Below are 26,359 nucleotides of genomic sequence, written 5' to 3' on the forward strand. Positions count from 1 at the left end.
CTTAAACAGTATCCCTACCCTCTGGCTAAACCAGCCTCGTTACGGAGAGGGCAAAGTTTGTGCTTGGTGTTACTCCATCAATCAACGGCCCGTCAGAAATAGCGTTTCAACTTTTCAACCAGCTCAGAAATGCTACAGTCGTCAAAAAAGACCGATATGGGGACTAATTTCCCAATGATCCCACGCAGCCGCTGAGCAATCGTCACGGCTGACATGGAGTCCATATCAATCTCACTCAACTTCGTGTCGGCAGTCACGTTTCCTCCTGCAACCAATTTTTTCAGCTCTGCTATCACGATTTCAGTCATTGCCTGACGTTGCTCTTCATGGGAAGGTTTCTCAGACGTGACCATAACATCATCACTTTGCTTAGCACCGAAAGCAGCAGGCTCTCTATCATTCATCGGCTTTTGCTGGTAAATCATCCGCTCCAGCGCAACCTGACTAAAGTTGCCTGCAATCAGCCCGGTATAATGAGGAATATCCGCTCTGATGACGGTATCCATGACATTGTTAATATCACCCTCAAGCTCCCATGCGATCGCCGTTCCTGATAACCCAGTCGAGGCCCGATATCTCATCAAAGCATCCACGAATGCGTTCGCGGCAGCATCTGCCCCCTGACCTGCAACGCCAATCATCTCTGACAGTGGAGAAAATGTAATGAATCCATCCAGACTTAACTCTTGAGTTGCCAGATGTAGGTTCCAGATTCCCGCTATTTTCTGGCGGAAAACTTTTTCAACCGAACGGCTGCTTAATGTGGTAAGCGGGACGTCTTTAACAACGTTTGCCAAATGGTAGATCCCTCGTAAAGGGGGACCCGTTCTATCAATACGTCTCAGCACCGCTTTGACGTCCTCAATATCGGCTACATCACCTTGGAACAAACGGAGATGGCAACCCTGCGCTTTTCGCTGTTCAGACTCAGTAATTAAATTAGCCGATGGAGCGGAGTGCCCCATTAACGTGACGTGCCTCGCCCCGGCGGCAAACAGATTCTCAGCCAGCATACGCCCGGTATCGCCAAAACCGCCGGTGATAAGATAGTTCGCATTCTGTTTTATCTCCGTCTTTTCTTGGCTAACCGCTAACGATCCAACCTGACGCTGCCAGGTACATTGATCACGAACGAGAAACTCCCTCTGTTCATGCTGATTTGCCATGATGGCAAGAACCGATGTTATCTCTTCGTTCCCAACCTGTTTAACCGGCAAATCAATCAAGCCAACTTCAATAGAGGGGTACTCTTTGGCAATGACTCGGCCTAATCCCCATAAACTACTACCAGACAAACCTACCGTATTAAATTGCTCGCCGGGCGTCTGCACTCCTTGAGTAAGAACCCAAAGTTGCGTTTTTGCTTCGTGATGACGTTCAGCAATTCGGTTAGCAATAAGACGTAAACTTTCTAGCTCACGTAATTCATTAGCCACAATATCCGCAGCATTCAAGAATTCCTCGTGGCGAGCTAAATAGATCAGGATGTCCGTGTTCCCTATTGAGTCAATTTGAGAAGCAGGATCTGCAACAAAATCAATACCAACAACATCAATTCCCTTCGCTTCAAGTAATTCCTTCACATGGTGAGTAAAATCGGCGTTTCTACTAATGACAGTACATTGAGTTAATAACGGAGCATTGGACAATACGATATTACGTTTCACCCAATCCAGATTGAATAGTTGCATGCCACTCTTCTCCAAATCACGAAACAAAACATCACACGTGTAGCCCGCTTTAAGCTGCACATTATCAAGACGCATCGGGCTTTCGTCCCCTATGCGTCAAATTTTATGCCTATAAAAGGCGAAAAAACGGTGAGATATGCTATTAATAACCAGAGAAAAATGGCTGTTCAATTCCAAGTTCTCCAATCATTTCTAACCAAAGATCCATTAAACGAGGTGGTAAAATCTGTAGATGGCAATCTGGTCTGGAAGAAATAGTAACCTCCATCGTATCAGCATAGATCTCTATATCCATGCTCAATGGTATCTCTTGCGCATCTTGATCAGGTTTCCCAATACGTATTTTTTCAGGCGACAGTTCATAACCAATAACATTGGGAGACCGTCGTTGATCACCAACGAAATTGAAAGAAATTGCAGGCAGTTCAGGCCATCCAAAGACGGAATTAGGCACAAAGTAAGTCGCAGCATAATCCGCCGCTTTTTCCATCGCGTTATTAGATTCTTGTACCGCGTGCTGGAGAGTGCTATCCAACGATGATCCTGGATCAATATTAAACTTAACTGTGATTGGAAATGATACTGACCCGACCAGATGAGCCACCGAGGTTTCCCAATATCCCACAAAATGGGGACTGACCCACAACAGCATATTCAGGCTGCCCTTCCCAAAAACAGCCGCCAGCGCTTTCAACCAACTACCTAACAACAAATCCGCAACACTGACACGATGTCGCTTAGCTAAAAGGCGTATCCTATTTAAGGCGTCGCCATCAAGCTGCCTGACTTCTGTGACGGCCTCAGACAATCTGCTAATAGGTAGTGATTCAACACTCCGCCCACCGAGAATATTCAAGGTAGGCTGTTCAACTTGTTGTTCATCATCAGGGATAACAGCTTTTACGATTTGCCGATGTCGATCATACAACTCAGCACAAAATTGCTCATAATTTGTGGCATTCTCAAGGGCCAGGGGTTGACCACTCATTGACATTCGGTATGCCTTGGAAAGATCTCGCCATAAGATCCTGCTGGAAATACCGTCACAAACCAGGTGATTAAATATCAATACTAATCTTTGATCACGGGCGCAATTGCCATCAAACAGGCAGTAACGCAATAACGGCGGATTTGCCAAATTCATGGCAGCCCTAACCTCAGCAATGTAGTTTGATATTAACCGTCGGCGATCACATGGGCTATCGGTTTGCTCTCTGACTTCAAAAGCCTGATGCAATAATTCGCTGCAAGGCGGTACGAAATCCATCTTCATATCCATCCCGCTACCAACAAACCGTGCTCTCAGAACAGAATACTTATTTAATAGATATTCAATCGCTACCTTGAGGTGTGCCGATTCCAGTCGCTCCAAAGGCATTAATACTTCACCGACACATAACTGATCAACGTTCAGCGAATATCGCAAATCATATAATTGCCCTAATTGAACACGCATAATATTCACCTTTCCATTGCAAGCCCTGCGGGCAGAAACGAAATTAAGACGTTGTGCAGACTCCATACTCTTCTGCATACCAACTAGTCGAATAACACAGCGTTTACTTTTGACTACCAGAGAAAGCGAACATGCAGAGTAAAAAAACGGGAATTGATAGCCCGGCCACCCCGCATGGAATGATAATTAGCGTCATTTATTAAGGTACTAAAAACAAAGTGACGATTTTAAAAGTAGCAATAAAAAAAGAAACCTCCACGAATCAATCCAGATATTTGAGCTGGACCAAAATAATTAATCCATTATTACTATTAAATAAGTAATCTGGTTAACGTTTTGCTTTAACCATATCCTCACTTTCCGGCTTTTATGAATGCCATAGTTATCTCAAATCAACGTTATATAAAATCAACGTGATACTTTCTGCATGGCGACATTGGAAATTCATTTCCTTTAACAGGGTGATAAGTTAAAAAAATAACTTTTAATCACAGTGTTGTGGGTATTTTAATTAAGGGTTTTGATATTTATGACCGTACCTTTAATCGACAAGCGCCTGTCGGGCAACCACAATTAACCAAGTGTCCCTCCAGCGCGACAGGTATTCCTTGTATATTGAATAAGTTAGAACCTTCCGCAATCGCGCCGGTCTGTTTACAGGCAGGACAAAACACCAAGTCGCCTTTACAGGCAACCGATAGTTGTTGGTTTACCAAATCGGAACCATTTAAAACCTCGCCTCCGATTGTTGTGGTATCACCTTATTTTCCGGTGAATATTTTCTTAACCCTTTAAATTCATGACGGTGAAAACGCAGGTGAGTGCCGAACTCCTCCCGAAAGCGCCGGTAACAGGCCAGAATGCGCTGTTTTTTCTCCTGAGTGTAGCCCCGTTTAAAAAACAGGGTAATTGAGAGACCCAAGCGAGAAACGGTAAGTCCATCGCCATTGAGAAAAAGAAAAGAGGTCAGTTGTGATTTCAACTGGGCAAAGTCATCTACAATTTCCATCATTATCCTCCATGAACTATGAGGCAGTGGAAATCTGTTATTCCCACATACTTGCCGCTTCCCGTACCAGATGCCAGAGGGTTGTGCCCGGTTTTGTACCTGGAACATCAAAAGACATCGCACCCTGAGCAAAGAAATACTGCTGGCCAGGCAGGCCATCACGGGGCGATACAACTTTAAGAGAAATAACGGGAAAATCGATGTAGAAGCGATGGCGAGGATATTGGAGTCTCACCTGAAACAGCATTTTTGGCGGGATAACTGATCAGGGTTTTACCTCAAGGTTTATCGATCTGGAGGGGGGACTTCCACAGGACCCGATGATGATGTCGCTTCGCTCCTCTCAGGGTTATACCACATTGGGGCATTAGGCTTTTTTACACAAAATTCTTACTTTTGTTTGTTTTGCGACCAACACCAAAAAGAATCTCAGACTGATCTTTTTTGTTTTTATGCTCCTATTGCAAGTTTTTCTAATGTGTTAAGTTATCATCCTTGGCTTAGTACTCAGGTCAGCATTATTTAAATAAATCTAGACATTAATATTTATGTCATACATGATATATCTAACGATGCATCAGTTTTTATTGACTATTTTCAAATAAAGGCTTACTTAGGAATAAGTAACAAAGGAGGAAATGCTATGCAGTATACCACTTACATGGAAATTACAGGAGTAGCTCAAGGATTATTGTCTAAAAACTGTTCAAATGATGATATCCAAAAGGATAAAATACAGGTTAAAAGCCTAGAGTTGTCAAAAGGAATTAATGACTAAAAGGCTATAGAAAAAATAATCTTAGAGAAAAGCTTGGATGGGGCATCCCCCTTATTATTTAATGCTATCGATAAAAATGAAAGTTTAGAATTAACAATATCCCAGTATATTAATGGAGAAATAACACATAAATTTGAATTTAAAAATGTGTTTATAGAGAGAATAGATACTAAGTTTTTAAACGACAGTTCTCCTTATGAAAAAATACAAATAAAAATAGCCCGATAACTAACATTAGTGATGGGCGACAAAAAATACCATCGCCCATAAAAAAGAAAGAAGATTATGAAAATGAAAAATAACAACATTTACCTATTAAATAAATTATCACAAAAGGAAAATAAATCCTTAAGAGATGCCTATGAAAGAGAAATGAAATACATAAGGGATGAGATTGAAAAAGTAAATAAATCTTTAAGAAATAAATATGAGAAAAAAATTAAATCTTTAAGAGATAAACAAGAAAAAAAAATCACATCGTTAAACGATGAACATCATGAGGAAAAAATCAAATCGTTAAACGAGGCATATGAGCAGGAAGTTCAATATTTAAACGATTCATATGAGCAGGAAATAAAACTTTCCAACGAGGCATATGAGCAACAAATCAAATCAACAGATAAATATGATGAGTGGCTTAGTGATTTGTTTCGTTGGGATCTACCCACAATAATCACACTCAACTCCATAACCATATTACTTTATTTCGTAAGCATATACGCAAGTAATAACAACCCATATGTAATGTTTTACATTTTTGCACCAATATATTTCGTTGCTATAATCCATATACCCATAGTAATATCATTAGATAAAAAAATTAGTTTCCTTTTATACTTAAAGGCAAAAATAATTTACCTTTTCAGTTATTTTCATCTTTCTCATTAAAAAGATATTTATCTAACAGCAAGTATGCTTTAATTGCCGTATTCCCAGTTTTATAAGTAAGCATCGCTTTATCACTGGTAAACATTTTTCTGTTATAATCAGTTTCCATATATTTGAATAACCTACCCCCCCCCCTTTTTCAGTGAACAATCTATGTAAAAGTGGTACTTTTTCAAGACCACTTTTTGTTTCCACAGGTAAGTTTATAATTCTTTTAGAAGGATTAAATTTAGTAAACGCTGCAAACCCAAAATAAATACCAACGCCAAAGTTTACAGTATCATACGCTAATTCCCCAGAACCCTCATCAGCACCAAAAGAAGAAAACCCCTTTTCTGTCAAGAATTTAATTGGATTACCTGGATTTATATAGCCATCTGTCCATTTATACATGATATCGCTTGCCCCTTCCACTGCGTCGCCAACCTCTGTAGCTATCTCTAGAACTCCCATGCCTCTAGACTCCATGCCTCTTACCCATCCCCCCCTCGTGCCAAAAGCTATAATTCCAGCTCCGAACTGTACAAAACCGCCAATAACTTTTAACCCATTTTTACCATAAAATAGAAATCCTTTTCCTGAATATTCTTGAGTCTTTAAATATGTTTTCCTATCTTTTTTTCTTCCTTGTTCATAACCATATCTTTCCGCATCCAATTCCATTTTTATTTCGGCTATGCATCTTTTTATATCAGCCCAGTATTCCTGGCGCCCTTGATTATAATTATATAAGGCAATTTGAAAATCACTCCTTATCAATCTAACCACCTGACTAATTTCACGTAAATAGTTATTTTTAAGATCAACATATTCCAACAAATAAGCTGCTGAATATCTGGATATTTTAATTAATTCATCACCATAATAATCAAACTGTTTCATTGACGGCATTATCATTAGTACACCCTCTCTTCCCATATACTATAGGAGCTAGTCCCGGCAGTCACATGTTCCCACGTAATAGATTTAAATTTAATGGATAGAGATTCTTCTGGTTGTGCGTAATTATGTGTTATATAGTTTGGACAAAAGAAATTTATATTAACCAAAGATGCCTCGGTTAATTTAACTTTATAATATAATTCAAGCCCACCACTCATCGAAGTTCGATAAAAGAAAAATTCACATTTTGATGCATTGATAAATTAGAAGATAATTCATTAACTAATATTTCATCTTCATGACCTTTTTGATATTTATTACCTATAAACTCTATAATAGAACATCCGCCAGAGATTAAGCCCTGCTTCTTTCCTTGTAACTTAAGATAAATAATATTCGCCATCACTATACCCCATATAATTTCCTTAGAAAAATAATAACATTACAAAAATAACTCAAATAAAACATTAAAAATAAAAAAATTATCTTATCTATAAATTCAGATATCCATGACCCATTATGTTAAACGGACGATTTTAGACACTAAAAATACCCGTTAGGTACGTTAAAAACACCCATGAGTGATTTTAAGATCAAACACATCCTGAAAGTTTAGAACGGTTTTACGACTTTCGAGTGCGTCTTTAACATCTCAATTTAGGGTTTTATCCGGGCACTGGTAAAAAGGGTCACTGGGTTGAATATCAAGGCGAAACCCAAGCGTACCCATGAAACTAAATGAGGAAGGGAACCCGCAAAAATGCGGTTCCCTTATTCAACTATTAACTTCCGATTACGAAACGACGGGTGCAATCAATCCAGCTCATTTATTTCACTGACGATGAATCACGGCATGAGATGCATCACTCAGTGAGGAGCGGCGAAAATTGAACCACACCAACGCCGCCATTATCAGGAGAAACAGCGACGCAGCGCCCATCACAGAAAAAACAGCATCGTCGAACGCTGACTTAGCAAGGCTAACCAAAGCCTGCCCCGCATCCGGCGCCATATCTTTTGCCGCAATCAACGCGCCATCAATACCATCTTTAGCCACATCGTAGATTGGGGAATCCACCGGAATGTCAATGAAGTAGCTATAGATGAATGACATAATGCTCCCCATGATCGCAATGCCCAATCCACCGCCCAATTCATAGGAAACCTCTTCAACGGACGCCGCCATGCCCGCCCGATTTGGCGGTGCAGCCTGCATAATAGTACTGGATGCAGCGGTCATTGTTGCTCCAAGACACATACCGAGCGCAAAAAAGCAAACTACCTGCACAGGCAGAGGCGCTGAAAAACTCGCCATGAGCGCCAGTATGGCAATGGCGTACATCAACAACGAGGTTATGAGGAATCGTGCACTGCCCAAACGAGGAAGAACCCAACCACTCACCGGACTTGCAACAATCGCGCCCAATGAGAATGGCAGAAAATAGAGCCCGGATTGCAAAGGCGTTAATGACAATACCAGTTGCAAACGCTGGCTTAACACCAGATTAAGTCCCATCAAACAGGCGGAAGCCACCAGCCCGGCAATAACCGCGGATGAGAAAGCCGGGCTTTTGAACAGGTCAAAATCAATCAACGGATGCACACTGCGTTTTTGCCGTCGAATGAACAACGTCAGAAAACCTATCGTCAGGGTGGCAGTTATCAATATCCCGATATAGGAAGGCTGCCGTTTGGCAAATTCCTTGATGGCATAGGCGAAGCTTATCAAGACAACCATGATCTGCAATGAGCCAATAAGATCCCACGGATGAGACGAACCTGTTTTCGCCGTTGGGACAAACAACCACGACAGAATGAGTGTCAAAATCACCAAAGGAACGTTGATCAGAAACACTGATCCCCACCAAAAATATTCAAGCAATAAGCCGCCAATCAGGGGACCTATCGCCGCGCCGCCAGAGGCAACCGCCGTCCAGATCCCAATAGCAAATGATTTCTCATCTTCATCTTCGAATGTCAAAGCGATAATCGACAGTGTGGCAGGCATCATGATTGCCGCCCCAACCCCTAACAACGCCCGAGCAACAACCAACATCTCCGGCGAATAAGAGTAGGCCGCCGCCAGGGATGAGAAGCCAAAGATGATGAGACCGTAAACAAACAACCGCTTATGCCCGATGCGATCTCCCAAGGTACCCGCACCTAGCAACAACCCAGAGACGATAAGAGGATAGATATTCACTATCCATAACTTTTCCGTTGTATTCGCCCCCAAACTGTGGGTCAGACTCGGTAACGCGGTATATAACACTGTCATATCGATAGCAACCAGCGATAACGCGACTGAAACAGCAGTGAGCACCCACCATTTCTTTATTATATTCATTTCATTCATCCATTTTTATACCCGTCATCTTCCAAGTTGGCTCTTTGTTGGCTGCACTCACTCCCCCCGGTAACAGAGTTATCTATGCTCCTGGGGATTCATTCCCTTGCCGCCGCAATCCATCTTGAAATCCATAGGGTATATATGTCATCTCCAGGAAATCCGGTGTCATTTATACGCAATGGTTATCATACTCTTGCAATAAATCGTTAACGTTGATGCTAAGAGTGATATCACGTTTCAACTTCTTGTTTAATTCCGTTTCTGTTACCCCCTGAATGGTACCTTGATCAACGAGTTTAGCCACTCGACTACGTGACAATGCAAGCTTTTTAGTCAAGATTGAGATCAATCTGATAGGAATGGGATATTCAAGCTGGATTGTGATCTCTGCCGCTGGAATTTGAGCAATGTCCTGAAGCTCTTTACCTTCGATGATAAAGTCAGGCGCAGCGCCGAGTTCAGCTCTATTTTTTGCCAATACGCGATAATCAAACGCATACCGCCGTATTTCATCTTGATCATTATGCAAAAACCGTTCATACAAATTGCTTTCCAATTTGTTGACATGAATCCTGGAAAAAATATCAATATTCCAAGTGTAATCACACTTTTCACATTTATAGATACTCCAAACATCTAAAACTTTTTTTTGCGCATTAACCCTAAAAGTGCCGGCTGGATAAAACTCCTTTTTTACTTCACAGCCAGGGCAACGTTTCAAAATGGCCTGATAGCCTACAGGCCGTACTAACCAGATAACATTTCTATTTGTCATGATAGATCCACGTTTAAATTGGTTAAGTTAGTTACTCGTTACGGCTAAATTGGTCAATTTCAGATCTGAATTTGATGATATTCTATAACATCAGATCTTGAAACCCTTTATCAATTCGTTGCTTAGGTGTGGCAGAGAACAGAGAACAGAGAACAGAGAACAGAGAACAGAGAACAGAGAACAGAGAACAGAGAACAGAGAACAGAGAACAGAGAAGCTTGACGTGAATTGCTATAAGCCTGCAAGCAATATTTTTTTCTGGGCGGTTTTCTGCATCAGATGCCGTTCATTTCGGGATATCAGCGCCATAATAGTTATAATGGGAGAATTTCACCGACTGAATACGAAAAGCTAATGGGAAAAGGCTATGCAAGTGTCATGATTTTGTGAGCCACTACACTTGTAGGGTAATGAGGAATATCATTTTCCACTGAAGCATTTTGGGTAGTTTGTTCACATGTGTTCCTTGTAGTTCTAATGGACATGCGATTGAGAATATTGCTATTATGTGGTCAATATGACTATTTTTTATATAAAGCATTAATGTATGAGTTTCTTTCCATTATCCTGTAATTAGGTAGATAAAATATGACAAACTATATTGAATATTATATGAAAATGAAGATGGAGCCCGACCGGATTCTAGAGTTATATGCGGAGAAAATAGGTGGTGGATTAAAAGAAGTAACAGAAGACACTGTAAGTACAATCGGACTAGGGTTAAAACGAGCACTCTGGAGAACATCATATTTCTTCGATGGCTATCGTGATGTAAATCATAATATAAATAGAGAAGATTGGAGAATGATTTTAGCTCTGCGGAGCGTAATAGAAGAAAGGAATTTCATAAACAAATAGCAGAAATATTTACCGAAGAATTATTAAAAGAAAAAAATGATGAAGCAAGAGAAAGAATATATATTAAATTATTGAAGGTTTCATCCGACTTCTCAGCATCTAGAGCTACAAAATTTGCTATATCTATTTCTGTAGCAGAAATGATATATCAATCTTTAATAAGGAATGTGGTTATAAAGAATATTGCGAGAAAATTTATAAATGCCGGTTTAGTAGCTTTTCAATCATATGGTTACGTTGAGAACGCAGCTGTATCATCAAATAAGCTAAAAAGAGAATGTCCACCTTTTTATTGGGCTTTATATAGCAAAGAGTTGGAAATGTTGTATTTTATAGTTGAGCCTATGTTATCGAGAGGAGTTAGCCTTATCGGGAAACAGTGCAGTGAAGATGATATTGTTCATGCAATTGCGGATATAATTAATATTTGAGTATGAATATGAGTAAAAAACTTTTTAGTAAGGAGTGGTTTAAGGAGATTTTTTTTATATTTCTTAAGGATCTTTTGTGGTCGTATGCTCCTTTGGTAGTTATTGTTGTATGGTCATCTATTGCTTTATTCTTTTTTCCAAATATGTGGGGTTGGTTAACATTATTTGGCGTTATTGTTGTTGTTGTTTGTTTTATAGTCTTTGCGTATATAAGTGAGAGAAGGAAAAGCTAAGCATATATATATTTATTTATATATGCTTAGCTTGTTTTTTAATAAACTCTATCATCCCATATGCTATAGCCGGATGTACCGGCTATTTTATGATTCCAAGATATAGATTTGTATTTGAGAAGAATTTTTTCATATGGCATCATGCTATTGTTATTTATTGAGTTCGGGTATGTGCATGAAATATCAACAATGCTTGCTTCTGTAAATTTAATTTCATAAAAAAGCTCTAATTGTCCAGCGGGATTTATTCTGTAAAAGAAAAAAATCGCAGTCATTAGTTCGTTTGAAGATATTGCCATTCCTAACAATGGGGATGATTTATCTACAGGTTTTATGAATTGAATTGGATGATGATCTACATGCTGCTCGCGAGTTATAGTATGACTTAAACTCAATACTTGTATTTAATCTTCGTGACCTTTTTGATACCGATTTCCTATAGAGTCAAGAGTTGAACAACCAGCAGAAATTAAACCTTGTTTTTTACCATTTAACGACAAATAAATCATATGTGACATAAGTAATTACCATCTTAGCTTTTTGTTAAAATTACCTAAGCCGCGCTGTATACCTAACTTAGGTTGTAGAATCATGACCTTAGCATTAAAAGATTAATATTGCACCCTCTAGAAAGAGTAAGAATTACATACAAATTCAAAACAATCCCCTAAGAGGGAAATTGTTCGTTATCTTACGGTGAGCACACCATCTTTCCAATAACTGATTTATCCAGCACGGAGTTTTTTAGCCTGTTTATCAAGCCCCTCAAAGATCGAACCGCTAATGTGACTAGGGAAGTCTTTGGGCAATTCACGCGCAACTTGGTCGATTACAGCTCCTGACATTTCTCCCATCCGCGTCATCAGACTTTCTGCGGTCTCAGTAGAAAATCCAACGTGCTGAGCGGTAGATGAAAAATGACGTGGCTAGATATACGCCCAGTTATATTGACGATTCTTTCCTCGTAGCGCCATTGCCATCTTGGCCTTTTTCGGTGCTATCCCCTTAGTCGCAAAAATAGGGTAAGCCGACAACACATCGTAAAGTGGTGTCATCTTGTACGCTGATTCAGGCTGAATGAATATACTGAAATTTTTGCCATGACCATCAACCGCCGCCAACAGCCAGAACAGGATCTGAGACTTGAAGAACATTTCTCTGTCCTGAGTTGGTTGTAGAGAACCGAGCAACAGCTTCATGGCGCGAGCACCATCTAGGAGCAGCCACTCATCTTTGTACTGAAATGACATCGCACCAGTGCCATCACGAAATAGCGTTCCTACCTCAAAACCATTAAGCGCAACCGTCAAAGCCTTCATCGATTACCACTCCTCTTTCCAACCAGTGCTCGTTCTTTGTGAACCCCCGCGCTCTGATACATGGAGCTCCAGTTCCAGCGCAGAGAGTAAATTAAACAACGTCTCCATCTTACTGCCCTCTGGATACTTCTCGAACCCCGATACAGTGCTCTGTTTAATACCGACCCGATCAGCCGTTTCCCGTTGAGTCAACTTGCTTTTTTGCGGGCCTCTCTCATTGCAAGTGCGAGCATTGCTGGTGATGTGATCTTCATAATTATCCCCTATGACGGATAAATTCAAGTTTATCCCCTATAAAGGATAAGAAAGAAAATATCTCCTGAAAGGGATATATCGACTATTAAAGAGAGGGTAAACCTGACCCACGCTACCGTAGGTCAGGCATATCACTGTGATTTTCCCTTTATAGAAAAGAAAACCATCACTACTCACGCTTTGGACAATCAATCACATCGAAATTTTTGCTGTAGCAAATGTACAATTCATCACGATTGATCTGAATGGTTTTTCCCTTTAACGATGGGTTATTTTTCTGGAGGAATTTAATTAACTGTTCATTAGAAGGACGATTACTCGGCAATACCAACTCATCGAACAGGTCCTGTTGTTTACTGAAAAACTGATCTGGCGTTGCAAACGCGCAAACACCATGCTTTTCCCACTCGGCTTGCAACAGATCTGCCCCGGGAGAAGCACACAGATAAGGTTTAATTACCTGATAATCCAATTGTGGCAAATCCCCTTTGCAAAGACGTGGATGTTTGCGAACATCAGACCAATCACGGCATTGCGCTATTGATTTACCGTTACAGGTTTGCGCCCATAAGCCGTGAATTACCCAATTAAATTTGTTTTCGGAGAAGCATTGTAATTCGAATTTTTCATATTCACGCTGCGCCTCAGCAAGTTTGTTACTACTTTTCAGACGCTCAATATTTTTTGCTTTGCTCTTACAAAATGCTGGAGAATAACTAATAGCCAATTTGAAGTAATCTGTCGATGCAGTTGCATTCTGACCATAACGGTCATTTTTGGCAACGAAGTCATAATCTTTCGGCGGAGTAGCCGGTAAGATACAAGATGCTCCCTCTTCCAATGTTGTTCGAAACTCTAACGAGTCAGTCACTGCTGTTACTTCTGGTTGTTTCGCACAGCCAACAACCAGCAAAACGAATATTGCTGATAATAAATTAAAAAAACGCATCTTAATTCCTTATGGGAAATCATTTCCCTGTTGATGGTAAACAAACAAAAACCTGCCCAAATCAGAGCAGGCGACTATTAAAATTATTTTTTTTCAGTCAGATCAATTTGATATACCGCAAAACCAATATCATCGTTTTCCAAATATCTCATCGGGTATTGAGAAAATGCTTTGATAAACTTCGCCGCTTTCTCACTTGGAGACGTTTCAAAACGGATATCCAGTTTCTTGTCAGTTTTGATTGGCATAATCGACCAGTTATTCTCAGCTTTGGTCGCTACCATCCCTTTCTGTTTAGACATTTTGATAATGTAAGCAGCCAAAATAGCGCGGTTCTCATCCGGTGAAGCGAATGCGATATGCCCTTCGCCTGTACCGGAAAATTTACCGCCATAGGCACGGTAGTTATTGGTAGCAATAAGAAATTTAGCTTGAGGATCGATCGGTTTACCCTGGTAAGTCAGTTCTTTGATACGGTTCGCCCCTTGATTGATGAGCTGGCAATCAACGTCATATTTAGCCGGTTGAGTCAGATCAATCTTATAATTCACACCACTGATCATGTCGAAGTTATAAGTACGGAAACCACTCCAGTTCAACAGATACTGCGGTTGAGTTGAATTGGGATCAATCTGGTTATACATGCCAGCCGAACACTCCAGCCATTCAATCACATCAGCGCCGGTGACTTTCACGACCGCCAGTGTATTGGAATAGAGATACAAATCTGCTGCATTGCGGAAGGTTAAATCGCCTTTTTCAACTTCAACAAACTCTGCCGGCGCATTTTTACGTCCACCAACTTTGAATGGCGCTGCTGCGGCTAAAACAGGAATATCCGCTAAATCAGGATCACCTTGAATAAAACGCCGCGCGTAATCTATTTGTGCATCATTCACGATTTGCACTGTCGGATCACTTTGAATCAACGCCAAATAGCTATACATATTGGCGGAAGCTCTGCCAATAAATTTACCGACAAAACTCTGTGTTCCCTGATGAGCCTGATCGACAATGTGCGCCAACTCACTGTCGCGCTCAACCAGAGCCTTTTTATTCACTTTGTCATAAATCGGGCGTGCTTCCGCTGTTGCCTGCGTCACTTTCCATGTCCCGCCCTCGTTGTCGATAACCATATCAACAACACCTAAATGATCACCCCATTGGCCGGGCATAACAGCCGGAATACCGTTAACCGTACCTTTAGCAACATCAACGCCTTTAATGTCTGCAAATTCCTGACTGGGGAATACCCCGTGCGAGTGACCAAACATAATCGCATCAATGCCCTTCACTTCACTCAGGTAATAAACCGAATTCTCAGCCATTGCCTTATAAGGCTCCTTGGAAAAGCCGGAGTGAGGGATAGCAATAATCAAATCTGCCCCCGCTTGTTTCATTTGAGGAACAAATTTTTTCGCAGTTTCAGTAATATCGTTAACGACAACTTTTCCATCCAGATTGACCTTATCCCAGATAACAATCTGTGGCGGTACAAAGCCGATATAGCCGATCTTAATGGTATGATTTTTACCCTCCCGGTCTTTCACCGGTGTATCAACAATAATATAGGGGGTGAAATAGTTTTTACCGGTTTTCGCATCCATGATGTTGGCATTGATATAGGGGAACTTCGCACCGGCAATGGCTTTTTTCAGATAATCCAAACCAAAGTTAAACTCGTGATTACCAAAGTTACCTACGGTATAACCCATTGTATTCATTAACTGATGTGCTGGATGAGACTCCCCTTTTTTAAGGCCCTTTGCTGCCACGTAATCCGCCAATGGGCTACCTTGAATCAAGTCACCGTTATCAACCAAAATGGTGTTGGAGGCTTCTGCTTTGGCTGCTTTAATTAAGCTCGCAGTGCGTACCAAACCAAATTGTTCTGTAGGCTTATTCTTAAAATAATCAAAATCAATCAGGTTACTGTGGACATCAGATGTTTCCATTACCCGCAAATCAACTGTTGCAGCATGGACATTGCATGCGACCAATAAGGTTAATGTGGAGACTTTCAACACATCGTTAACCATTTCACACCTCTTTTTTAGGCTAGTTTAGAGAGACTAAAATCAGCTCTCTTATCACTGTCAACTTATAAGTACAGACAAGCTCCCGTTTCCAGAACCATCTGTTTTTTATTTTCATAAGCTGGATTGCCGCTGTGCACATCATCATATGCGGTTTCAACGAACAAACGCAGGCTATTGTACTGAGAAATTGTTAAACGTTTATCTCAACCAACAAGATAAATCTGTTTTTTTATAGTTAGGGCCTTTTCATTTTTAACACGCGGAGAGTTACCCGCGCATACCACTTTGCTAGGATCTCACTCCTCCTTTTTGTCACTAACACGATAAAATCTGCCCTCCGGCCACTTGTAATAGTGTTCTATTTCAATTAAGTCAGAATAAAATATCTATAATGCTTTATATTTAATTATTAGCTTTATTTCTGAACAAAAATCTCGCTATTCTGTTTAGCCAGGTAAAATATTCATGCTAATAAATACCCCCATAATATTACTGTATAAAATAAGATTACTAACAAATTGAAAATATTTTTAAGCAATTAATTATTATCCATATTAGGTCTACTTATATAAATTCTTACGGCATTTAATTGTAAAATAATTGTTAATCATAATCAAAATAACCGAAAATTTTTAGTTAAAAAAGTTACTTTATTAACATTTCAATTTTTCGATGTGATTTTTAGCCATACAATCTATTGCAACTATATAATAAATAAAACAAAAATTATTTTCGTGAGAAAATGCACAATTATATCGTTAAATACACAGATAATTACAATTATTTGTGATAATAATCACATTGTCAGGTAATTTGATCTTTTTAATTGAATTTTATTAATTATCTTACTTATGAAAATAATTATTTAGCAGATTAAAACCTTAATAATTAGTTTTAATATAAATTTATCTTAACAAATAAAATAGAAAAATATTAAAATAATAAAAAAACAATGATATTTATTTTACATGAAATTAATTTTGAAATTTAATTTAGATTATTATTTATAAAATATCACCATATATTAAAGATATTATGTAAAGTAAAAAAACTTATTTTCACCATTAAAATAAAAACTTAACAAAACACAATTAAAAACAAACATAAAACCTAATCATGTCATTGATAAAAAAGAAAAAATAATATTAAATATATTTTTAAAATTGTAATTATTTTCAATAAAATTGACGCCACTATAATTCCTATAAATGATTTTCCCAATCAACATGACACATTCATCAATGGCCCGATTACTCACTCAATCCAGCAATGAAGACAAAATAAAAAAATTTATGTTAGCCACTTGACCAGAAACAACAATTACATTAATTTTATTTAACATTATAAAGAACATCATTAAACTTTATCATTTCAGCACTCCAGTAGAGCCGAAAGAACTTAGAATAAGTTTATAGTAATAAGTAATTAGCAAGAGCCAGTGTTAACTGTCCATTCATCTTAAAGAAGTTTTAAGGTTAATCGCTGATATCAAAACAAAAAATATAAAATAATCTAACATTTTGAAGCATTTTTTCTCATCAGGATTACTGAGGATTTCCTGACAAGTTGATAACACCTCTACCGTCTTTATTCATCACCATTAACCCTAAAATAATCAAAACATTATGATGGAGGTAACTGCAAATGAAATGGTATGTCAAGGAAGCCCTAGAAATTAATCAGGCTATACCATACAAGGAATCAATCAATATCGAAGCGGGTTTTGGACCAACAGGGCTGCCACACATAGGAACCCTTTGTGAAATCCTCCGTGCCAATCTCATCAAAACTGAATTGGAGAAAGCAGGCAGAACAGTTAATTTTTATCTCATTTCAGATGATTTGGACCCTTTCAGAAAAGTACCTTTGAATATTCCAAATGCTGAAAAATTAACGCCTTACCTAGGCCAACCAATAAGTAAGGTGCCGGACCCTTTCGGAAATTTCCCGTCATTCTCTGAAATGGCGGAATATCAACTCATGAAGCTCGCCACCGAGTATGAAATAGAGTGTCAGCTAGTCCGAAACTCTTTAGCCTATCAAAATGGCGATTACAATGACGAAATCAAACTATTCCTGCAAAATTTCTCAGCGCTAAACCAAATATGCAAGGAATCGACGGGATCTTTAAGACAAAGAACCTACAGCATGATCATGCCCATTTCTGAAAGAACTGGCGCCGTACTCGAACATATTATAGTCACCGGCGTAAACCCTGCATTAGGTGAAATAACCTATTACATACCTGGTGATGAAGTCATTAATAAACCCGGTTATGAATATGGAGTAGAAATTCGGGAATTCTATAAACATGAGATATTAGATCAAGAGCAAACTATTTCGGTACTAAACGGTAAATCTAAACTTCAATGGAAAGCAGACTGGGGTATGCGCCTCCTTGCCAAAAACATTCATTTTGAAATGCATGGTGAAGATTTGCTAGCTTCTGCCGCTGTTGTTCGCCAGATCGCGAGAACATTAAACAGGTCAATTCCTCGTTTTTACAAATATGGGCTTTTCCTTGATGATTCAGGTAAAAAAATATCGAAGTCGAAAGGAAATAGTTTCTCTTTGGATGATATTCGCCATCTGCTTACACGAGATGCAATTCGCACTTATCTCTCAAAAGAGCCACAGAGATCGTCTAAATTTTATGTCGCGCTGGCGCCACATCTCAATGATCAAGTTAATATTTCGCAAAAAGATAGAAAACGATTATCTTTTTCGAAGATCGCAAGAATATTACACGCTTCAAAACCGGCGAGTAAATTTGCTGCTGAAAATTTTCTAAATCGCTATAAAAAACCGGGGGAATCCATTTCAGAACAGGAATTGGAAATAAGTTATAATTATTATATCAGGACATGCAAAAACGAAAATCAAGGATTGCAAAACATTAAAGAAGAAAAATATTTCTCAGCCATTGCTAACTTAATAAGCTCAGGAGAAATATCCGCTAAAGATCAGCTTTTCCAGCGTATAATCAGTACATATGAAGACCATTTTTCAGATGATGAATCATCCCAAATATGGTCTCTGCTCTATCGAGGATTATTTGGCGATACCAAAGGCCCACGAATTAAAACATGGTTAGATGTAAATTGTATGCAGCATATTTTAACCCATTTTAACAATCCATATAAGAACCTATATAAAAACTCATCCCAAAAAAATGAGGAGAATATCGTTAACAATGAAATTAATAGATCTCAAAAAGAGAGATTAATAAACAATAACATCGAGGAAGACAAAATACATATGACTAAGTTATACAGTAAAATTAACTTCACCGAAATCAGGAAAAAATGTGACGAACTTTGCTCAGCTTTACAGAAGAATCGTGCGGCACTAGTTGAAGCGCTCTCTGGCTATCAATGTAAAAACGTCACCGAAGATGAAATTCTCCGTTCAATGGATGTCTTGAATAATATTGAGAACAACAGAGAATATTTCAAAAAGAAAATTTATGGCGTCACATCATTCCTCCCGCTTAACCAGCCTATTTATGCTTCGATATGTTTTGGTTTTATCCCTTCACTGATGGCAGAAAATGTGTGCATACGCCCCCCAACAGCAATGCACATACATTACAAAAAACTTGAGGAGGTGATTAATTTATCCGAATTTTCTCCGACATTATCTATTTCTTATGAAGATAAAGAGTTATTTTTAAGTCAACGAGTAAAAATAACTGACGCGGTAATCTTTACGGGAACACCGGAGAATGCGCTCAAGGTACGTAAACATTTCAGGAAAAACACCCTATTTATTCTTAATGGCGCCGGTCATAATCCACTTATTATCTCAAAAGATGCAGATATTAATCTGGCCGTTGAAAGTGCAAAACGAGTTGTTCTTTACAATCAAGGGCAGGATTGTGCTGGTCCAAACGCCATATTAGTACACAATGAGATATACGATTTATTCAAGCAACGATTAATCTCTGATTTGAAGAAGATTGAAGATAGAGTCGGGCCTTATAATGACTATAAGAATATCGTCGGTCCCAATAGCGATATCGATCACAGTATAAAAATTGCCTCAGTATTTAAAGCAAATAGACCTTATTGCACCTATGGAGGAGAAGTTAATCCCATTAATGGCATGATAAAACCGACGGTTTTCGAGAAAGAATTATCGTTGGGCGGCAATTATAAAGAATTTTTTGCTCCTGTTTTCTTCTTACAAAGATATTATCAGGATCAAGATCTAATCCATTATTTTTCTGATCCTTTGTATTCTGCTAATGCCATGTATATATCTTTGTTTGGCACCAGTGACTATATCCATCATCAACTCAGTGAACGCCTTCACCTGCCAGATAGTATTCTTAATAATACTGACTTACATCTGGAAGAACACGGTTATCTTCCCTATGGTGGTCAAGGCCCGGCGGCTTCATGCCTTTGGTATGAAGGTAATCGGATTAACGGCAGTACGTTGCCACAGCGTGATATATACCACTATTTAATTGAACCTTTTGATCCCCTTCCCACACCAAAGGGTAAAAAACGCCACTGCGTTCAAGCTGGAATTTAAACTACTCCGGTAAGTCCTCACTTCAACGGATGACCTGACAGCGCCGTACTTTCCACAAATAAGCACGGCGTGTCTTAGCTAGCGCTTAATATAATCACGAAACCATCAATCAAGATAATTGACACAATATACTAGGGCTTATCCCTGTGATTCGCTATCATGCTACCTTATGTTGGTCATGCTCACCGATTCATTGAGCAAAAATATGGGGTAATTTTATGTTGTGGTTCAAAAATTTAATGATTTACCGTTTAAACCGGGAAATTTCACTTTCTGCGGATGAACTGGAAAAACAATTGAGTCCGTTAGCATTCACCCCATGTGGTAGCCAAGATATGGCGAAAACAGGTTGGGTGCCGCCAATGGGTTCACACAGTGACGCCTTCACCCATGCCGCGAATAATCAAATTCTGATTTGCGCCCGTAAAGAAGAAAAGATGTTGCCTTCACCCGTTATCAAACAAGCACTCCAGGCAAAAATTGAAAAACTGGAAGGAGAACAACATCGCAAACTTAAAAAAACAGAGAAAGACTCTCTGAAAGATGAAATATTGCATACTCTGCTACCACGGGCATTTAGCCGATTCAGCCAAACTTATATTTGGATCGATATCGCCAATAATCTGATCGTTGTTGACGCTGCCAGTGCTAAACGGGCCGAAGATAATTTGGCATTATTGAGAAAAAGCCTGGGTTCTTTACCTGTTGTTCCCCTGACATTTAAAGATCCAATAGAATTAACCCTGACAGAATGGGTGCGTTCCGGTGATTTACCGACAGGTTTTGCTTTAATGGATGAAGCTGAATTAAAAGCTATTCTGGAAGAAGGCGGCGTGATCCGTTGTAAAAAACAAGATTTGGTTTCTGACGAAATCGCCACCCATATAGAAGCTGGCAAATGCGTCACTAAACTAGCGCTCGATTGGGAAGAACGTATTCAATTTATGCTGTCCGATGATGGCGCTTTCAAACGCATAAAATTCAGTGATACTCTGCGTGAACAAAATGATGACATTGATCGGGAAGATTTTGCCCAACGGTTTGATGCTGACTTTATTCTAATGACCGGCGAATTAAGTGCATTGATTAAAAGCACCATTGAAGCACTAGGCGGCGAAGCAGAAAAATAACCTCAACCTTTAATGCTATTTGCCGCTTTGAACTATTTTTCAAAGCGGTATTTTATGCCTTCCTCAATTCAAGGCCAGATATTTTTTAAAAAGATCCCCTTTTCATACTACCAGCAATATCTTCTTTAATTTACTCTGAAAAAATCATTTGGAGAACAATCAATTCAAAATTGGAAAGTAAGCCATCGCACTAATCAACGAAATAAAGGAAGCACGTAACGTTATTTCAGCAAAAAACGCCATCCATCCTAGTACAATACGAAGCTACCGCAAAAATTAACCTTTATCAGCTAAGATCTATGTTCCCATGCCAAGCGTATATCCTCCATAACTCCATATTGATTTATCCGTTTAACCACGCTTATCTCTATAAAAAATTATAGTAAACAATATTATTAAATGTAACATGCAACTAAAGTTATATTATTCACCGATAATTTATCAAAAGTAGTTTTTTTAATTGTTATTAAAATATATACAACAATTTTAATTTTTTTATGGCAATATTGTTTTGACAATAAACAAACTTTAATATAAAAATAAATAATTACATGAAGTTACATTACTATTATATATCGAAATACAACTCTCATTTTAGTCAAAAACGTCTTAATTCTCCCTCATCTAACACAGGCAGGATATCTTGACGAAAAACTTGAGTTTATCCTCAATCTGACACAGGTAAAAACAGATGAATAAAAAATTTCATGAGGCAAATCGTTTATCGTGGAATGCCGCTACTGTTGCCCATAATAGTCATAAAGGTGATCAAGCCGCTTTTTTCAGGCAAGGCGGCAACACACTCTATCCAGAGGAACTATCACTACTAGGTGATATAAAAGATCTAAATATCTTACACCTGCAATGTAATTCTGGTCAGGATACTTTAAGTCTGGTGAAATATGGCGCCAATGTAACTGGGGTTGATATTTCTGATGAAGCAATTAATTTCGCCCGTCAGCTATCCAGCGATAGTGGCATTCCGGCCCTATTCCACCGAGCTGATATTTTTGATTGGATGGAACAAGCCATTACAGAAAATTTGAAATTTGATCGGATTTTCTGTTCTTATGGTGTATTAGTTTGGATTTCTGACCTAAAAAACTGGGCCCGACTTATTTCACAATTATTAACACCAGAGGGAAAATTTGTATTGATTGAATTTCATCCGTTCTCCCTCTATTTTAATGCTCAATGGAAGCCTCATTATGACTATTTCAGGGAAGGCGCAGTCATTGATGAAGGCGGAGTTCACGATTATGTCGCTAAATCCGTCGAAACCCTCTATCCAGGTGAAGTGATAGAAGAAGGTGTTAAAGATTTCCAGAACCCTCACTATACTTATGAATTTTACTGGGGAATCAATGAAGTACTCAATGCTCTGATACAAGCAGGATTACGAATTGAACAGTTCAATGAATACCCTTACTCAAATGGATGGAGTGGATTTGAAGGCATGCGTAATATCGGTGGCGGAAAAATGGTACAGCCGGAAGGAATGCCTCGTATGCCATTAATGTATGGTGTGCTGGCAGGGAAATAATCAGACAACCCTCGTAACAATCGCCAGTCTGTTGCTCAGTATCACCTTACTGGCGATAATACCGACGCATTCCAAAACTAAATAACAGAATTAAAGCTATATTACGTGATTTAAAACGAGTTGGTCGCAATACCCAGCTCGTCAAGCGAGAGGGTTTCTGGCAGGAAAGTTTGGAGAGCCGGTGTCCTTAACATGGCGGCAAGCTCCCTCTGGCGAACGGAACTTCATTAAAACAAAGTACCGGATAAAAAATCAGCATTTTGTCAATAATCTGAGAGCAACCACCAGGTTGCTCTTACCAGCATGTGAGTGAATTCAACCGGCCTGAAAAACAAATCGTCCGCCTAAAACAGCAGCATAGCGATTGAGTGTTCCCAACTGAGGATCAACCTCCCCTCTTTCCAGTCGGCTGATATTCTGTTTCTGGGTTCCCATCCGACAGGCAACATCTTCCTGAGTCATTTTGCAGGCTTTGCGCGCCAGTTTGAGTTGCTGGACAAGAGCCTTGCGAGCCTGAAGATCATCCCATGCCTCCAGCCCTTCAGTTGTTGCCAGGAGCTCTGCCTTAACATCAGACAGCGTAACGAAATCGTAATCATCACTGTTCATTTTCATTCCAGCATCCTCTTTACCACTTTCATTCGTTCCCGGGACAGTTCCAGTGACGTTTTAGGTGTCTTCTGGGTCTTTTTCTGCAAAACATGTACTACAAAAATTTATCTGCCCGTATGAAAGAAGAAAAATCCACGAGCAATACCTTCACGGGCACTCACTCTCAACTCTTTCAGTCCATTGCCTACATCCCTCACTCTTGGTTCCCTGAGCTCCGGTCCTGAATTTTCGAGTTCCTCCATTGCATCAACAAGCGCGACCTGTAACCCTACAGGAAGTCTTCCTAACTCCTTACGGGCGGCGCCAATTACCGTTACGGTAAATTTCATATCAGCATCCTTGTAATCATATACGATGACTTTACTCTATCAAAACAAAGCAATCAACAATGATTACTTTCAAACATTACTTATCTGATATTCTCCAGTTTGTTTGGTACATAGAGACGTTCACGGGCTCAGATAACCTCGGGTGTATCCCGAACAATCTTTTTATCCAGAATAATCTTATAAATTTATTGAATACACGAATTATTAACGCTGAGTAAAGCCGAATTTAATAATACACCTTAATTTTAGCCGTATTTATTAAATAGTTTAATTCAATAAAATCATAATACATATTAAAAATATATATCACCTTACAACCAAGCAAAAACAATTACTATTAATTCCGAATCAACCTTATTCCAATAAATTATTCACCATGATTAAACAGGCCCTTATAAGAGCCTGTTTAACTTTACTCTCCAATTATTAACGGGAAGAGAAAATAATCCATTCTAATATTTTCTTTGCATATAAAATTAATGATGAATTAGCTCTAATGAATACAATGTTACCGTTGAAGGTTTCGCACCTTTATCTACCAACGTTAATTTATTATTATCTATAGACACATTAATCTGGTTAGTCACCTCTGGCGGTGTTATTTGTGCCAGCGATCCGCCTTCTTGAATACGATATGCTTTAACTTTAACTTTCTTGCAGCCTATATGATCAATCACCACGGTAACTCCTTGGTCACTATGAGTATAATCGCGAGTTTTAGGTCTCAAAAGAGAATCTTCAGGAAGTTGCTGTACCGGATCTTTTTGCAATACCGCATTATTAGATTGAATGGCTGTCGGATCAACACCACCAAACCATTTATGCCTACTACAGGTATCCGTTAATTGATCTAATGTTCGGCTGGTATCCAAATAGTATTGTCGATATAAATCCGCCGGAACTGGTGGTACACTACCATCAGAAAAGCCCTTATCCACTTTATAATTTGCCGCGAGGATATTAATTTTATTACCTAATTTATTTTCGGCCGCCAAAACCGTTAAGCCGGTTGAAAAATCCTTTTGACCACTTAATATATAAGGGGTTTTTAACATCTTGGCAAAAAGACCAAAAGATTGAGCTGAATAGGTACAGAAATTTCTAACACTTGGGTTGTTAGGATTAGGTTGATCGTTAAATAAACCAAAAGATAAACCATCCCCACGATAATAATGAGCCAAGTCAACTTTGGTATATTGCATATAAATCAATGAGGAAGCGATATATGCTGCATTTTTAGGACTCTGCACTTTGGTAAATGTATTTCTCGATCCAAAAGGAGTAGAGTTCCACTCAGTACAAATACTCTCAGTCTTAGTAAAACCATAAGTATGCAAACTATTCTGAATGGTATTACCCATATCAATAATGTTTTGCGGATCTCCAGTATCAACATATCCATGCCAAGAAAAGAAATCTAACGGTACATGGTTATCCCGACAATATCGGAAGAATCCATCGATATAATGTCCTCCTGCATGATTACTAAACGAAATACCTGCACCACCGACTTTAGCATCAGGATCAACCGCCTTAATGACTCTCACTACTTTTTCATATAATTGATAATACTTTTGTGGATCATCGGTATTCCAGAAAAACAGCAAATCAGGCTCATTCCAAATCTCCCAATAGCTTATTTTTCTCGGCAATCCAACACAGGCATAGTCTACACCATAACGATTCACCAAAGCTTTAACTAATGCTGCATAAACATCAAAATCCTCTGGTATTTCATAACCGCCATCAAGTGAACGCCCAATACGAAAAAAGAGTTGTCGCTCAATATTATCTGGGTTCAGATCTGCTTGATTATTCAGAACATCACATAGATAAGCGTCCGTCATTTCATAATTGGCATCTTTTAATGCAAGATTCACATCATGATTTCTCATTCCGATAGCCGCATTAGGAAAAATACTTCTGACATTTGCAATATCAGCAACAAGCTTTTTAGCCGCGGGTTTCTTCTCCTCCGGCACATTGATAATCATTTGATCTTGATTGTTTTTCCTATCCACCTGGAAATAATTATCGATATCCCCAATACCAAAGCCGTCATGCAGCCGGACATGTGTCACTCCCATCTGATTAAATTCATTATCTAAATCAGGGAAACCTGGCGCTATCGATTTAGGAAGACCATTGACGCCATTAACCGCTTTAAGACGCGAGTTATACCCCGCTGATAAATCTCGATGATTTTTATTAAATGAAAAAACTTTAGTCATAATACCCTCTATATTAATTAAGAAATTGTATCCCTATAAACCAAAAACAATATCAAAGAATA

Annotated in this window: 20 protein-coding genes and 4 pseudogenes; 7 read left to right on the plus strand and 17 right to left on the minus strand. The window is 38.9% G+C overall.

Annotated elements, in window-relative coordinates; genetic code table 11:
* Positions 1–92: 92 nt before the first annotated feature.
* From EAE90_RS11280 to EAE90_RS11300, 5 genes and pseudogenes are all read right to left on the minus strand, one after another.
* Positions 93–1,766 (minus strand): beta-ketoacyl reductase, encoded by a 1,674-nt coding sequence (locus tag EAE90_RS11280; protein ID WP_214053584.1) that lies wholly within the window; start codon positions 1,764–1,766, stop codon positions 93–95.
* A 67-nt stretch (positions 1,767–1,833) separates the two neighbouring features.
* A complete protein-coding gene (locus EAE90_RS11285; protein ID WP_214053585.1) occupies positions 1,834–3,147 on the minus strand; it encodes a condensation domain-containing protein in 1,314 nt (437 codons plus the stop codon).
* Positions 3,148–3,674: 527 nt separating this feature from the next.
* A complete protein-coding gene (locus EAE90_RS11290; RefSeq protein ID WP_214053643.1) occupies positions 3,675–3,893 on the minus strand; it encodes a PAAR domain-containing protein in 219 nt (72 codons plus the stop codon).
* Between the two features lie 17 nt (positions 3,894–3,910).
* A pseudogene (locus EAE90_RS11295) lies at positions 3,911–4,156 on the minus strand (hypothetical protein); the annotation flags it as partial.
* A gap of 37 nt (positions 4,157–4,193) precedes the next feature.
* Positions 4,194–4,391: a hypothetical protein gene (locus tag EAE90_RS11300; RefSeq protein WP_214053647.1), complete on the minus strand. Its 198-nt coding sequence runs from the start codon at positions 4,389–4,391 to the stop codon at positions 4,194–4,196.
* 408 nt (positions 4,392–4,799) lie between these two features.
* Between EAE90_RS11300 and EAE90_RS24245 the strand changes: the two genes are divergently transcribed.
* The 3 genes from EAE90_RS24245 to EAE90_RS11310 are packed head-to-tail and all read left to right on the plus strand — an operon-like array spanning position 4,800 to position 5,822.
* Positions 4,800–4,934, plus strand: a complete 135-nt coding sequence (locus EAE90_RS24245; RefSeq protein ID WP_281422331.1) for a hypothetical protein — start codon at positions 4,800–4,802, stop codon at positions 4,932–4,934.
* Positions 4,935–4,952: 18 nt separating this feature from the next.
* On the plus strand, positions 4,953–5,162 hold the full coding sequence (locus EAE90_RS11305) for an Hcp family type VI secretion system effector (RefSeq protein WP_339921303.1): 210 nt from the start codon (positions 4,953–4,955) through the stop codon (positions 5,160–5,162).
* A gap of 57 nt (positions 5,163–5,219) precedes the next feature.
* Entirely contained in the window at positions 5,220–5,822 is a 603-nt protein-coding gene (locus EAE90_RS11310) for a hypothetical protein (protein WP_214053587.1), read from the plus strand.
* Between the two features lie 12 nt (positions 5,823–5,834).
* Here the strand turns inward: EAE90_RS11310 and EAE90_RS11315 are convergent, their stop codons facing one another.
* The 4 genes and pseudogenes from EAE90_RS11315 to EAE90_RS11330 form a co-directional block, all read right to left on the minus strand.
* Positions 5,835–6,704: a DUF4225 domain-containing protein gene (locus EAE90_RS11315; RefSeq protein WP_214053588.1), complete on the minus strand. Its 870-nt coding sequence runs from the start codon at positions 6,702–6,704 to the stop codon at positions 5,835–5,837.
* An 83-nt stretch (positions 6,705–6,787) separates the two neighbouring features.
* Positions 6,788–7,107, minus strand: a pseudogene (gene tssD / locus EAE90_RS11320) (type VI secretion system tube protein TssD); the annotation flags it as partial.
* A gap of 429 nt (positions 7,108–7,536) precedes the next feature.
* Entirely contained in the window at positions 7,537–9,051 is a 1,515-nt protein-coding gene (locus tag EAE90_RS11325; protein WP_214053589.1) for an MFS transporter, read from the minus strand.
* 172 nt (positions 9,052–9,223) lie between these two features.
* Positions 9,224–9,829: a DUF1062 domain-containing protein gene (locus EAE90_RS11330; RefSeq protein WP_214053590.1), complete on the minus strand. Its 606-nt coding sequence runs from the start codon at positions 9,827–9,829 to the stop codon at positions 9,224–9,226.
* 797 nt (positions 9,830–10,626) lie between these two features.
* Here EAE90_RS11330 and EAE90_RS11335 point away from each other — a divergent pair.
* The gene (locus tag EAE90_RS11335) at positions 10,627–11,118 is read left to right on the plus strand and encodes a hypothetical protein (protein WP_214053591.1); all 492 of its coding nucleotides are present in this window, start codon (positions 10,627–10,629) and stop codon (positions 11,116–11,118) included.
* A gap of 271 nt (positions 11,119–11,389) precedes the next feature.
* On the opposite strand, the pseudogene EAE90_RS11340 reads toward EAE90_RS11335, so the two are convergent.
* From EAE90_RS11340 to EAE90_RS11360, 5 genes and pseudogenes are all read right to left on the minus strand, one after another.
* Positions 11,390–11,869: pseudogene (locus EAE90_RS11340) on the minus strand (Hcp family type VI secretion system effector).
* 408 nt (positions 11,870–12,277) lie between these two features.
* A complete protein-coding gene (locus EAE90_RS11345; protein WP_246550628.1) occupies positions 12,278–12,670 on the minus strand; it encodes a HipA domain-containing protein in 393 nt (130 codons plus the stop codon).
* Positions 12,671–12,673: 3 nt separating this feature from the next.
* A complete protein-coding gene (locus tag EAE90_RS11350; protein ID WP_339921273.1) occupies positions 12,674–12,952 on the minus strand; it encodes a helix-turn-helix domain-containing protein in 279 nt (92 codons plus the stop codon).
* Positions 12,953–13,094: 142 nt separating this feature from the next.
* A complete protein-coding gene (locus EAE90_RS11355) occupies positions 13,095–13,874 on the minus strand; it encodes a ribonuclease T2 family protein (RefSeq protein WP_214053592.1) in 780 nt (259 codons plus the stop codon).
* Positions 13,875–13,957: 83 nt separating this feature from the next.
* Positions 13,958–15,913: a bifunctional 2',3'-cyclic-nucleotide 2'-phosphodiesterase/3'-nucleotidase gene (locus EAE90_RS11360; RefSeq protein ID WP_214053593.1), complete on the minus strand. Its 1,956-nt coding sequence runs from the start codon at positions 15,911–15,913 to the stop codon at positions 13,958–13,960.
* A 1,644-nt stretch (positions 15,914–17,557) separates the two neighbouring features.
* Between EAE90_RS11360 and EAE90_RS11365 the strand changes: the two genes are divergently transcribed.
* The 3 genes from EAE90_RS11365 (at position 17,558) to EAE90_RS11375 (ending at position 23,125) form a co-directional block, all read left to right on the plus strand.
* Positions 17,558–20,452, plus strand: a complete 2,895-nt coding sequence (locus tag EAE90_RS11365; RefSeq protein WP_214053594.1) for an aldehyde dehydrogenase family protein — start codon at positions 17,558–17,560, stop codon at positions 20,450–20,452.
* Positions 20,453–20,670: 218 nt separating this feature from the next.
* Positions 20,671–21,582: a recombination-associated protein RdgC gene (rdgC, locus tag EAE90_RS11370; RefSeq protein ID WP_214053595.1), complete on the plus strand. Its 912-nt coding sequence runs from the start codon at positions 20,671–20,673 to the stop codon at positions 21,580–21,582.
* Positions 21,583–22,273: 691 nt separating this feature from the next.
* Positions 22,274–23,125 (plus strand): class I SAM-dependent methyltransferase, encoded by an 852-nt coding sequence (locus EAE90_RS11375; protein WP_036808718.1) that lies wholly within the window; start codon positions 22,274–22,276, stop codon positions 23,123–23,125.
* A 315-nt stretch (positions 23,126–23,440) separates the two neighbouring features.
* On the opposite strand, the gene EAE90_RS11380 is transcribed toward EAE90_RS11375, so the two are convergent.
* From EAE90_RS11380 to EAE90_RS11390, 3 genes and pseudogenes are all read right to left on the minus strand, one after another.
* Positions 23,441–23,734, minus strand: coding sequence for a helix-turn-helix domain-containing protein (locus EAE90_RS11380; RefSeq protein WP_088776123.1), 294 nt, complete (start codon positions 23,732–23,734; stop codon positions 23,441–23,443).
* Positions 23,735–23,736: 2 nt separating this feature from the next.
* A pseudogene (locus EAE90_RS11385) lies at positions 23,737–24,066 on the minus strand (type II toxin-antitoxin system RelE/ParE family toxin).
* Between the two features lie 476 nt (positions 24,067–24,542).
* Positions 24,543–26,297 (minus strand): GH39 family glycosyl hydrolase, encoded by a 1,755-nt coding sequence (locus EAE90_RS11390; RefSeq protein WP_214053596.1) that lies wholly within the window; start codon positions 26,295–26,297, stop codon positions 24,543–24,545.
* Between the last annotated feature and the right edge of the window lie 62 nt (positions 26,298–26,359).

The organism is Photorhabdus caribbeanensis (genome assembly GCF_018448885.1).
Lineage (GTDB): Bacteria > Pseudomonadota > Gammaproteobacteria > Enterobacterales > Enterobacteriaceae > Photorhabdus > Photorhabdus caribbeanensis.

What these genes read in the sequence shown, in the direction of transcription:
- EAE90_RS11280 (WP_214053584.1), bottom strand. Translation starts at nt 1,766, where the DNA reads ATGCGTCTTGATAATGTGCAGCTTAAAGCGGGCTACACGTGTGATGTT.
- EAE90_RS11285 (WP_214053585.1), bottom strand. Translation starts at nt 3,147, where the DNA reads ATGCGTGTTCAATTAGGGCAATTATATGATTTGCGATATTCGCTGAAC.
- EAE90_RS24245 (WP_281422331.1), top strand. Translation starts at nt 4,800, where the DNA reads ATGCAGTATACCACTTACATGGAAATTACAGGAGTAGCTCAAGGATTA.
- EAE90_RS11310 (WP_214053587.1), top strand. Translation starts at nt 5,220, where the DNA reads ATGAAAATGAAAAATAACAACATTTACCTATTAAATAAATTATCACAA.
- EAE90_RS11315 (WP_214053588.1), bottom strand. Translation starts at nt 6,704, where the DNA reads ATGAAACAGTTTGATTATTATGGTGATGAATTAATTAAAATATCCAGA.
- EAE90_RS11325 (WP_214053589.1), bottom strand. Translation starts at nt 9,051, where the DNA reads ATGAATATAATAAAGAAATGGTGGGTGCTCACTGCTGTTTCAGTCGCG.
- EAE90_RS11330 (WP_214053590.1), bottom strand. Translation starts at nt 9,829, where the DNA reads ATGACAAATAGAAATGTTATCTGGTTAGTACGGCCTGTAGGCTATCAG.
- EAE90_RS11345 (WP_246550628.1), bottom strand. Translation starts at nt 12,670, where the DNA reads ATGAAGGCTTTGACGGTTGCGCTTAATGGTTTTGAGGTAGGAACGCTA.
- EAE90_RS11355 (WP_214053592.1), bottom strand. Translation starts at nt 13,874, where the DNA reads ATGCGTTTTTTTAATTTATTATCAGCAATATTCGTTTTGCTGGTTGTT.
- EAE90_RS11360 (WP_214053593.1), bottom strand. Translation starts at nt 15,913, where the DNA reads ATGGTTAACGATGTGTTGAAAGTCTCCACATTAACCTTATTGGTCGCA.
- EAE90_RS11365 (WP_214053594.1), top strand. Translation starts at nt 17,558, where the DNA reads ATGAAATGGTATGTCAAGGAAGCCCTAGAAATTAATCAGGCTATACCA.
- rdgC (WP_214053595.1), top strand. Translation starts at nt 20,671, where the DNA reads ATGTTGTGGTTCAAAAATTTAATGATTTACCGTTTAAACCGGGAAATT.
- EAE90_RS11375 (WP_036808718.1), top strand. Translation starts at nt 22,274, where the DNA reads ATGAATAAAAAATTTCATGAGGCAAATCGTTTATCGTGGAATGCCGCT.
- EAE90_RS11380 (WP_088776123.1), bottom strand. Translation starts at nt 23,734, where the DNA reads ATGAACAGTGATGATTACGATTTCGTTACGCTGTCTGATGTTAAGGCA.
- EAE90_RS11390 (WP_214053596.1), bottom strand. Translation starts at nt 26,297, where the DNA reads ATGACTAAAGTTTTTTCATTTAATAAAAATCATCGAGATTTATCAGCG.